Below are 8,968 nucleotides of genomic sequence, written 5' to 3' on the forward strand. Positions count from 1 at the left end.
AGATTAGAAAACACGATATTAGTTGGTCTCTTACCTTCTAATACACAAGGTTTTAAAAGTAAATATCGTTTAAAAAAAACACTTCTTTTTTGCAATGATAAGGTGAGATTGAGGTGTTTTCTGTTTTTAAAATTTTCTAAAAAAAAATGATGAAAATTAAAACAATTCCAATTGTGTTGGTGTTGGCTCTTTGGGGACTTCTGCCTTGCCCCAAAAATTCATAATATTCCCAAATTGTTTATCGGTAATTCTCAATATGCTAACTTTTCCTAAAGGTGGCAGCAAACGTTTTATACGTTTTTCGTGTGCATCAGCACTTTCACTACTTGCGCAATGGCGCATATATACCGAATATTGCATCATATTAAAACCATCTTTAAGTAAGCTTTTTCTAAAGTTTGCTGCATTTCTACGATCTTTAGCTGTATCTGTTGGTAAATCAAAAAAGACGAATAACCACATAATTCTGTAACCGTTTAGCTCCATAATTGAGGATATTTAATTTTCTTTCGTTTGCCACTATAGCACTGTTGTAATGAGCTAGCCGTTTTTTGTAAAGCTACCATTAATGGGCTTTTTTCATTTTTAAAATAAACGGTTCTGGTTAGTATTTGAAGTAAAACAGATTTAATTTCGGTATTTAGCTCTTGCTCATCGTAATGTTGTATTATGGTATGTACAGCTTCATCTACAATGGGTCTAAAAGGTTCCATAATATCATCTGCAAGCGCAAAAGCATTGTACTTACTTTTATGGTGAATACCAAGTGTATTTAGTAAACCACTACCAGATAATGCTCTTGCTGTGGCAGCTCTTAGAATAGCATAACCGTAGTTTAAAAAGTTATTAGGATAATCGCCAAAGCGTTTTCGCTTAAAATCAATTTCAAAAAAGGATTTCCAATAAAAGTTTGCTGCAACGGCTTCCATGTTTGTTGTATCTCCACTTAATACTTTACTAGCTAAAAACTCAAATTTATTGTCTTTTTTTGTAATGCATTTTAGAAGTTTTCCTTGGTTTTTAATTTTTTCTACAATGGTTTGCTGCCATAATTGCTTTTTTAAAGGTTGGCTTGCTACAATTTGTGTTTTAAAGATTTCTTGCTGTATATGATGACTGTTTAAATTAAGAAACATACCGTTTGGTAGGTGAGCTGTGTTACAAATAATTAAAGCAGCAGTATTATCTACCAAAAGATTCATTGCGGTAAGGCTAATATATACCTCAGGATGGTCTATAACTAAAAAGCCAATATCTTCTATTGGAATGCTGCCTTCTCTTTGCTCGTTCTTTATAACTAGCTGCAAGTTCTTAACGGTTACTTTACTTTTACGTTCAATTAAAATAGTTTTTTTGAGCATCTTACACTGTTTTTTGTAAGATATAGCATGTTAAAGTATTAAAACATGAATATTGTCAGGTTTTGGTGCTGATATTCAGGTGTTTAGTATTCGTTAAAATAATCGTCAGAATTAAATGTAATAGCATCATCTAGATGGTGTTTAACACCTAATGAAGTAAAAAATCCTAAGCAATCAATAAAACAGATCCAAAGACAAAGGTCTTTATCCATTTTGCAAAGAGTAATCTATATTCTTCAACTTCATGTGGTAGAGCATAGTGAGGTAATGCCACTATAGTAATATTTTAGTCTATTAATTTGGTTAGGGAAAACTAATTTTCTGTATTCAAAAGCCTTTTTATAATAGAAAAATAATCTTCACCATAGTATTTGTAGAATTCTCCGTTCGTCTTTATTAAAATAAAACCAGAACAAATTTCATTGTCCGGAAAAATTGAATTTTGAACAAAACCATTATCTAGTATCCAATTGGTATTGCTAAGATATTTTTCAAAATAATAATCTTTGGTATAGACAAAAAGGGTTTTGGTATTGTGGTTCTTCGTAAATCTTTCGGATATGTTTTGGGTATTATTTATAAAGTTTTGTATAAATTTTTCTGTCATACCATATGAGATGCAAAAATTTGCTGCTTGTCTATAATGAAGTAAAATAATTTGTTTTTTTTCAATGTTTACATTTAGGTTTTGACTCAAACTAATTCTTACGGAATCTAATTGAGTATTGTTTAATTTCCCAACAAACCCTGTTGCTTTCTTTGCATAAGACCTTCCGTATTTGTTGTGAGGATTCTCTTTTGAAAGAGGTTTTGATTTACAGGATATAACAAGTGTGAAAATACACACAAAGGCTATTAATGGATATTTCATAATAAACTTTGCTAGTTATTAATTATTAAATGCGAAACATCTTGAAGCCTCCAATCTATCACTAAACCACCAGCTAGAGATTCAGCAATTTGTTTACCATATAAATATTCACTTAAATATAAGGCAGCTTCAAATGACTTTGCACCACCAGCTGAGGTAATGTATTTCCATCATGTACAAAAAGCACATCTTTTCTAATATCCAATTCAGGAAACATATTTCGCATAGCATCAATATCGCTTGGGAAGGTTGTAGAAACCACATTATCTAGCAAGCCAGCTTTAGCTAAAACAAAAGCTCCATCGCAATGCGATGTTATAAATTGTGCGTCTCTATCTACTTTTCTTACAAAATCTAATAGCACTTCATCTTCTAAATCTGTATCTAAATGATGTTTTGCACTTGGTACAACAAGTATATCAATCTTTGGAAGCGAATCAGATACATAATTAAAATCTGGCAACAATCGCATACCTTCAAATGTAGTAATTGGGTTATCAGTATTAGCAACTGTAAACACATTCATGGCTTTTATACTATCTCTAAATATGGTGTGCTGAAAAATATCATAAGGAGCAGTAAGCTCTGTGTTATAGGTGCCATCCATAATTAAGAATGCAACATTATAACGATTTGGCTCTAGTTTTGGGTACTGTTTGGGATCAGTTACTGAGAGAGTCTGTTCTACTTTATAAGAACTTTTAGAATCAATAGCTTTCTGCTCTTTCTCAGAAGAATTACAAGCAAACAATAGCAACACTAGTAAAAAAATAATTTGTTTCATTTTATTTATTTGTTAACCCTCTAAGGCGAATTTTTTCTATACTCACCTGCATTAAAAATAAAAAGATCATGCCCATTAGTACAATTTAAATGTACACCAGTTCACAGCTAAGGATGTTCAACAATTTCAGTATTAAAAGTAATACCTTTTGGTTTGAGTTAGCATACTGCCTCAGAAAGATTATCAACTTTAAAATAGAGCGTTATCCTATTTCTATGAGAAAGTGCATCTTCACAATGAATAGAAAATGTAGAACCTCCATCTGTTCATTCTAACCACACATACCATTGTAAGTTGTAAACAATTAAGTTTAAGCCTTATATTTTATAAAATTCTACAGATTTTTAATATCTAAAGTTCAAAATTGTAACTTGATTTAAATTCTTGCTGTTTCATTTTTTAATATGCGTTTTAAATACATTAAAAGTAGAATACCAATGAAGCCAAGACCTACCATAATGTACCATGTGTTGTTATATCCTACACTATCTACAAGTCTCAGTCCAGCATTATGCCCAAAAATATGAGCAATAGAAAATGCCATTACATACATAGATAGGTACTCACCTTGTTTTCCTTTTTTCGCTCTATCTATAGCAAAAGCATTAGAAAATGGAAACGCAATCATTTCTCCTACGGTCATAAATAATAGTCCTATAATTAAAATCCCAATCCAAGAGGTTAGGTTAAGTACATAAAAACTTAAAGCTGTTAAAAGCAGCCCAAAAAGGATAAGGCCAGTTTTAGTATGCCTTGTTTGTTCTAACCATTTAATTAAAGGCATTTCGAGTAAAAAAATAAAAAAGCCATTTAAGCCAAGGAGCAGACCAATTTCTAATTCCGTAAGTAAATGAACATCTTTGTAATACAATGGCATTGTAGAGAAATACTGTAAAAATATGATTCCGAAAATAATCATTGCTGCAAAGAATATCCAAAAAGGTTTGTCTTTGTAAACAGAAGTTGGGTTTTTAACAATAATATCATCGACTGGTTTGGCTACTCGTGGATTTAAAACTTTAATGAGCAGAAGCGTTGCAAGGATACAAGTAATACCATCTACCCAGAATAAGCCACCATAACCCATTGTAGTTATAATGATTCCACCAATTGCTGGTCCTGCAGAAAACCCTAAATTTATAGCTAAACGAACTAGTGTAACTGAACGTGTCTTGTTTTCGGGTTTACTATAAATACTCATAGCTACAAACATGGCTGGTCTAAACATGTCTGCAACAACCATTACTAAAAATATACCAATACAAACACTAGCAAAGGTGTTTAAGAATTGTAATGCTATAAATAAGAAACCAGTACTTAAAAGACTTCTTACCATAACTTTATAATAGCCAATAGTATCTGTAAGTTTACCTCCTATCCATGTGCCAACAACAGACCCTAAACCAAAGGCACTCATAATCCAACTCACATCTTTTAATGTAAATTGTAAATCGTCAGTTAAATAGAGTGATAAAAACGGAATTACCATTGTACCAGCTCTATTAACAAATGTAATAAGTGCTAGCCACCAAACTTCTTTAGAAAGGCCATCGAAGGTGCTTAGGTAGTTTTTAAATAAAGTTTTCATTTTAGGGGTTGTTATAAATATAAAAAGTCTGACGTTAACGTCAGACTTTTAAATATTGTTTAGTAGTATATGAGTATAGCTACAATAGATAATGCGTCCGAACAATTTTCGTAGAAATCACACAGGTCTGCTTTGTATATCTAATGACTTGTAACATTGTTTTTATCTTATTGAGGGCTTAAAATTACAATAAACTTTTTTGAATACTATTTCTAACTTAAAATAAAAGTAGAAAAATGTCCTTTTTTCTTTTCTACTTCAAGATAAAAATAAACCGTAACTAGTGTTATGCTTAATTTTTCTATTCCTTACAAAAAAAGAAGCATCATATTATTTACAGTCATTTCAAACAAGAAGTGGTATAAGTTGTATTTTTGAAATTCAAAATTTAGAAAAATGAGAATTTTAGTAGCCCTTTTAATTGTTACATCTTTTATGGGTTGTAACCAAAAAGAGAAACAGGTTTTAGTTGAAACTCTATTTCAGAAAAAAATGAATGCTGAATATAAAGATGCTTCAAAATCACCACTTAAGGCAAAAGACTTGAAGGTTTTTAAGAGCTTAGATTTTTTTCCGTTTGATTCGGCTTTCGTTGTAAAGGCTACTTTAAAAAGAACACCAGACAGCAAATGGTTTAACATGAAAACTACAAAAGATGGAGTTTCTAAAGAGCGTGTTTACGGTGTTTTAAGTTTTGAATTAAAGGGGCAACCGTTTCAGCTAAATGTGTACCAAGGACAAGAGTTAATGCAAAAAGAAGGTTTTGAAGACTATTTATTTTTACCTTTTATTGATAATACAAACGACTCAACGACTTACGCAGGAGGACGCTATTTAGATTTAAGAGTACCAACTGGTAACACTATAGAAATTGATTTTAATTCTGCTTACAATCCTTATTGTGCTTATAATGCAAAGTACTCTTGCCCGATTGTACCAAGAGCTAATTATTTGGGTTTAGAAGTTAATGCTGGTGTTAAAGCATTTAAAAAGCATTAAGCTTTAACTAAATACATGCCAAGAAAAACAGCTAAAAAACCAACAACAAAACTCGTAATTGTATAAATAGCAAAACTGGCAAAGTCGCCAGATTTTAAGAAGATATGATTTTCATAAGCAAAGGTTGAAAATGTGGTAAAACCACCACAAAATCCTGTAGCCAAAAGTAGCGTTTGACTTTGGGATAGACTTTCATTTTTTGCAGCTAAGCCTAGTATAACTCCAATCAATAAACTACCAATAATATTTACAGCAAAAGTGCCATATGGAAAGCCATTTTCAGAATTATTTAACCATTTGCCAACAATAAAGCGGAGTACACTACCAAAGCCACCACCAACAAAAACCAATAAGAGTTGTTTCATATTCTTTTAATACTCTAATGAGCCAATTGTTACACAGAGCTCAGTCGATTTGCATAACAAGTTCTCAACTGCGCTCTAACTGACAGACGTTAATAATTATTTAATAGCTATATAAATTTCGGTAATCCAATCAGCAGGATTTGGTTTGCGCATTGGATCGGTTAAATAGGTTTCTAACATTGAACCTCCTTCAATCATCTCTAAATTGTTGTCAGAAATATATTTCATTGTGGATTTCCATGCTTCTTTAAGATTCTTGTAATCACCTTTTAGGACTGTTTTTACTGCTCTAAAAGACTCAAGCTTACCAGTTAGAATATCAGATTCGGTAGAAACAATTTTAGAATTTGTTGGTACACCAGTTGAGAATATTGTTGCATCATTTTCTTCATCCCATTTAAGGTATAAAATAAAGGGAGGTCCAGCCATAGTCACATTATGTGTCATCGCATAAGCTCCAACTTCAGGTAGCATTTGCTTCATTTTTTTTTCAAATTCACTTAATTTAGATGATGCTGTTTTATAAAGATAATAACCACCACTGTGTTGGGTTACACCTTCAATATTAATACTATAAACTTTCATTTCGGCTTGTGGTACACTATCGAGCATTGTAAGACCTCTTTCAAAATGAGGGCCAATTTGCTTTTCCATGCCTCCCATTACCGTAGATAATATTTTAAATATAAAAGGCAAGTTCTCACCTTTAATATTCCAAGAGACTTCAGTTGTACCGTTCTTGTTTGGTTTTAAATCCCAGTTAACATCAGATTTTGCGAAATCACCAAACTGCATTTCTTGTGTGATAGATGTCATTGGTACAGTAGCTATTGTTTTCATGGTGCCAACACCATCTTCGTCTTCCCAAGAATAAGAACCACCAACACCTTCGGTTTGTTCTGCAAGTGTAATTACTGTTTCTGGTTTTTCTTCAATCCAAGATGACCACGCTTCCCAGTTCTTAAAATCTATCACATTATTATAGACCACAGATTGTGGTGCATTAATAGTCTTAGTTCTTGTAACGTTAAAAGAATTTGGTTGTACTGCAATGTATATTGAGAAACCAATAATTAAAATAAGCAGTAAGAGTAAGATGTATTTAAGGGTTTTCATATTTAGATTAAATATAGTTGTTATTCAAAGATAGCAATTTTATGATATGTGATATATATGTTACATTTGTGTACAACTAAATAAAATGAATACTATGAAGTTAAAATCAATATTTAAAATTTGCCTGTTAGCTATGTTAATTGTAGCTTGTAAGGATGATGCCAAAGAGAAACCTGTAGAAGAGACTACAGTAGAATTCAGTTTTAATGTAGAGCAATTTGCTGACATTAAGATACTTCGCTATCAAATTCCAGGCTGGGAGAATCTGAGCTTAAAAGAACAAAAACTAGTCTATTATTTAACGGAAGCAGGTCTTGCTGGTCGAGATATTATGTGGGATCAGAATTATAGACATAACCTTAAAATTAGACGTGCTTTAGAAAACGTTTATAACTTGTATAATGGAGACAAAACCACTAACGATTGGAAAGAATTTACCATTTATTTAAAACGTGTTTGGTTTAGTAATGGTATTCATCATCATTATTCTAATGACAAACTAAAGCCAGGTTTTAATGAAGAGTATTTAAATGAGTTGTTCACGGCAACCAATACAAAGCTCGATGGAGCAGCCTTTAATGTGATGTTTAATGATGAGGACATTAAAAAAGTAAACCAAGCAAAAGGAGTTGATAATGTGGCTTTATCTGCTGTAAACTTTTACGGACCAGATGTTACTAGCGATGATGTTATAAATTTCTACAAGACTAAGACATCTCCAAATGCAGACAGACCATTATCTTATGGTTTAAACTCACAGTTGGTAAAAGAAGATGGAGTACTAAAAGAACGCGTTTATAAATCTGGCGGTTTATATGGAGCTGCTATAGACAATATAATTGAATGGTTAGGTAAGGCTAGAGGAGTTGCAGAAAATGATGCCCAAGGCAATGCCATTGATTTATTAATTAAATATTATACAACAGGTGATTTACAGACTTGGGACGATTATAATGTTGCTTGGACAGCAGCAACAGCAGGTAATGTAGATTACATTAACAGCTTTATCGAAGTATATAACGATCCGTTGGGTTACAGAGGTTCTTATGAAACAATTGTACAAATTAATGATTTTGATATGTCTAAAAAGATGGCTGTACTTTCTGAAAACGCACAATGGTTTGAAGATAACTCACCATTAATGGAAGAGCACAAAAAGGATAACGTTGTCGGTGTATCTTACAAAGTAGTAACCGTTGCAGGTGAAGCAGGTGATGCCTCACCAAGCACACCAATAGGTGTTAATTTACCAAACGCTAACTGGATCCGTAAAGAAATAGGAAGTAAATCTGTGTCTTTAGGTAATATTACTTACGCTTATAGTAATGCAGGCAGTTCTGGTAGATTAAAAGAATTTGTACACGATGAAGAAGAACTAAAACTAGAAGAGGAGTTTGGTGGATTAGCAGATAAATTACATACAGCATTACACGAAGTAGTTGGCCATGCCTCAGGACAGTTAAACAAAGGTGTTGGTGAAACTAAAGAAACCTTAAAAACTTATGCATCTACTTTAGAAGAAGGACGTGCAGATTTAGTAGGTTTATATTATTTGTACGACTCTAAATTACAAGAACTTGGTTTAGTTGAAGACTGGAAAAAAATTGGAATGGCTGCTTACGATGGTTACATAAGAAATGGAATGATGACACAATTAATCCGTTTAAACCTTGGTGACGATGTAGAAGAAGCACACATGAGAAATAGACAATGGGTTTCTTCTTGGGCTTACGAAAAAGGATTGGCAGATAACGTTATTGAGAAAGTAACTAGAGATGGTAAAACGTATTTTAATATTAATGATTACGATAAGTTACACGACTTATTTGGGCAGTTATTAAGAGAAACACAACGTATTAAGTCTGAAGGAGATTATGCTGCTGT

Annotated in this window: 8 protein-coding genes and 1 pseudogene; 2 read left to right on the forward strand and 7 right to left on the reverse strand. The window is 32.3% G+C overall.

Going from position 1 to position 8,968, the window contains the following annotated elements:
- Positions 1-156 precede the first annotated feature (156 nt).
- The 5 genes and pseudogenes from cas2 to AAC053_RS12610 form a co-directional block, all read right to left on the reverse strand.
- Positions 157-486 carry a CRISPR-associated endonuclease Cas2 gene (cas2, locus tag AAC053_RS12590; RefSeq protein ID WP_339757214.1) on the reverse strand — a complete coding sequence of 110 codons (330 nt, stop codon included), beginning with the start codon at positions 484-486 and terminating at the stop codon, positions 157-159.
- The gene (cas1, locus tag AAC053_RS12595; RefSeq protein WP_339757217.1) at positions 477-1,361 is read right to left on the reverse strand and encodes a type II CRISPR-associated endonuclease Cas1; all 885 of its coding nucleotides are present in this window, start codon (positions 1,359-1,361) and stop codon (positions 477-479) included. Before cas1 ends, cas2 begins: the two co-directional genes overlap by 10 nt.
- 313 nt (positions 1,362-1,674) lie before the next feature.
- Positions 1,675-2,232, reverse strand: a complete 558-nt coding sequence (locus AAC053_RS12600; protein WP_339757220.1) for a hypothetical protein — start codon at positions 2,230-2,232, stop codon at positions 1,675-1,677.
- Positions 2,233-2,243: 11 nt separating this feature from the next.
- A pseudogene (locus AAC053_RS12605) lies at positions 2,244-3,016 on the reverse strand (DJ-1/PfpI family protein).
- A gap of 376 nt (positions 3,017-3,392) precedes the next feature.
- Positions 3,393-4,604 (reverse strand): MFS transporter, encoded by a 1,212-nt coding sequence (locus tag AAC053_RS12610; protein ID WP_339757222.1) that lies wholly within the window; start codon positions 4,602-4,604, stop codon positions 3,393-3,395.
- A gap of 396 nt (positions 4,605-5,000) precedes the next feature.
- Between AAC053_RS12610 and AAC053_RS12615 the strand changes: the two genes are divergently transcribed.
- The gene (locus AAC053_RS12615) at positions 5,001-5,603 is read left to right on the forward strand and encodes a DUF1684 domain-containing protein (protein ID WP_339757225.1); all 603 of its coding nucleotides are present in this window, start codon (positions 5,001-5,003) and stop codon (positions 5,601-5,603) included.
- Here the strand turns inward: AAC053_RS12615 and crcB are convergent.
- Positions 5,600-5,968, reverse strand: a complete 369-nt coding sequence (crcB, locus tag AAC053_RS12620; RefSeq protein ID WP_339757228.1) for a fluoride efflux transporter CrcB — start codon at positions 5,966-5,968, stop codon at positions 5,600-5,602. The two genes, AAC053_RS12615 and crcB, sit on opposite strands and share 4 nt — an antisense overlap.
- Positions 5,969-6,064: 96 nt before the next feature.
- A complete protein-coding gene (locus tag AAC053_RS12625) occupies positions 6,065-7,084 on the reverse strand; it encodes an SRPBCC family protein (protein WP_339757231.1) in 1,020 nt (339 codons plus the stop codon).
- Positions 7,085-7,178: 94 nt separating this feature from the next.
- On the opposite strand from AAC053_RS12625, the gene AAC053_RS12630 reads away from it, so the two are divergent.
- A partial coding sequence (locus AAC053_RS12630) for a dihydrofolate reductase (protein WP_339757234.1) occupies positions 7,179-8,968 on the forward strand: 1,790 nt, incomplete at its 3' end.

It is taken from the genome of uncultured Winogradskyella sp. (genome assembly GCF_963975125.1).
Lineage (GTDB): Bacteria > Bacteroidota > Bacteroidia > Flavobacteriales > Flavobacteriaceae > Winogradskyella.

Excerpts from the sequence above, each read along its gene's own strand:
- AAC053_RS12625 (WP_339757231.1), bottom strand. The coding sequence starts at position 7,084 with ATGAAAACCCTTAAATACATCTTACTCTTACTGCTTATTTTAATTATT.
- cas1 (WP_339757217.1), bottom strand. The coding sequence starts at position 1,361 with ATGCTCAAAAAAACTATTTTAATTGAACGTAAAAGTAAAGTAACCGTT.
- cas2 (WP_339757214.1), bottom strand. The coding sequence starts at position 486 with ATGGAGCTAAACGGTTACAGAATTATGTGGTTATTCGTCTTTTTTGAT.
- AAC053_RS12610 (WP_339757222.1), bottom strand. The coding sequence starts at position 4,604 with ATGAAAACTTTATTTAAAAACTACCTAAGCACCTTCGATGGCCTTTCT.
- AAC053_RS12615 (WP_339757225.1), top strand. The coding sequence starts at position 5,001 with ATGAGAATTTTAGTAGCCCTTTTAATTGTTACATCTTTTATGGGTTGT.
- AAC053_RS12600 (WP_339757220.1), bottom strand. The coding sequence starts at position 2,232 with ATGAAATATCCATTAATAGCCTTTGTGTGTATTTTCACACTTGTTATA.
- crcB (WP_339757228.1), bottom strand. The coding sequence starts at position 5,968 with ATGAAACAACTCTTATTGGTTTTTGTTGGTGGTGGCTTTGGTAGTGTA.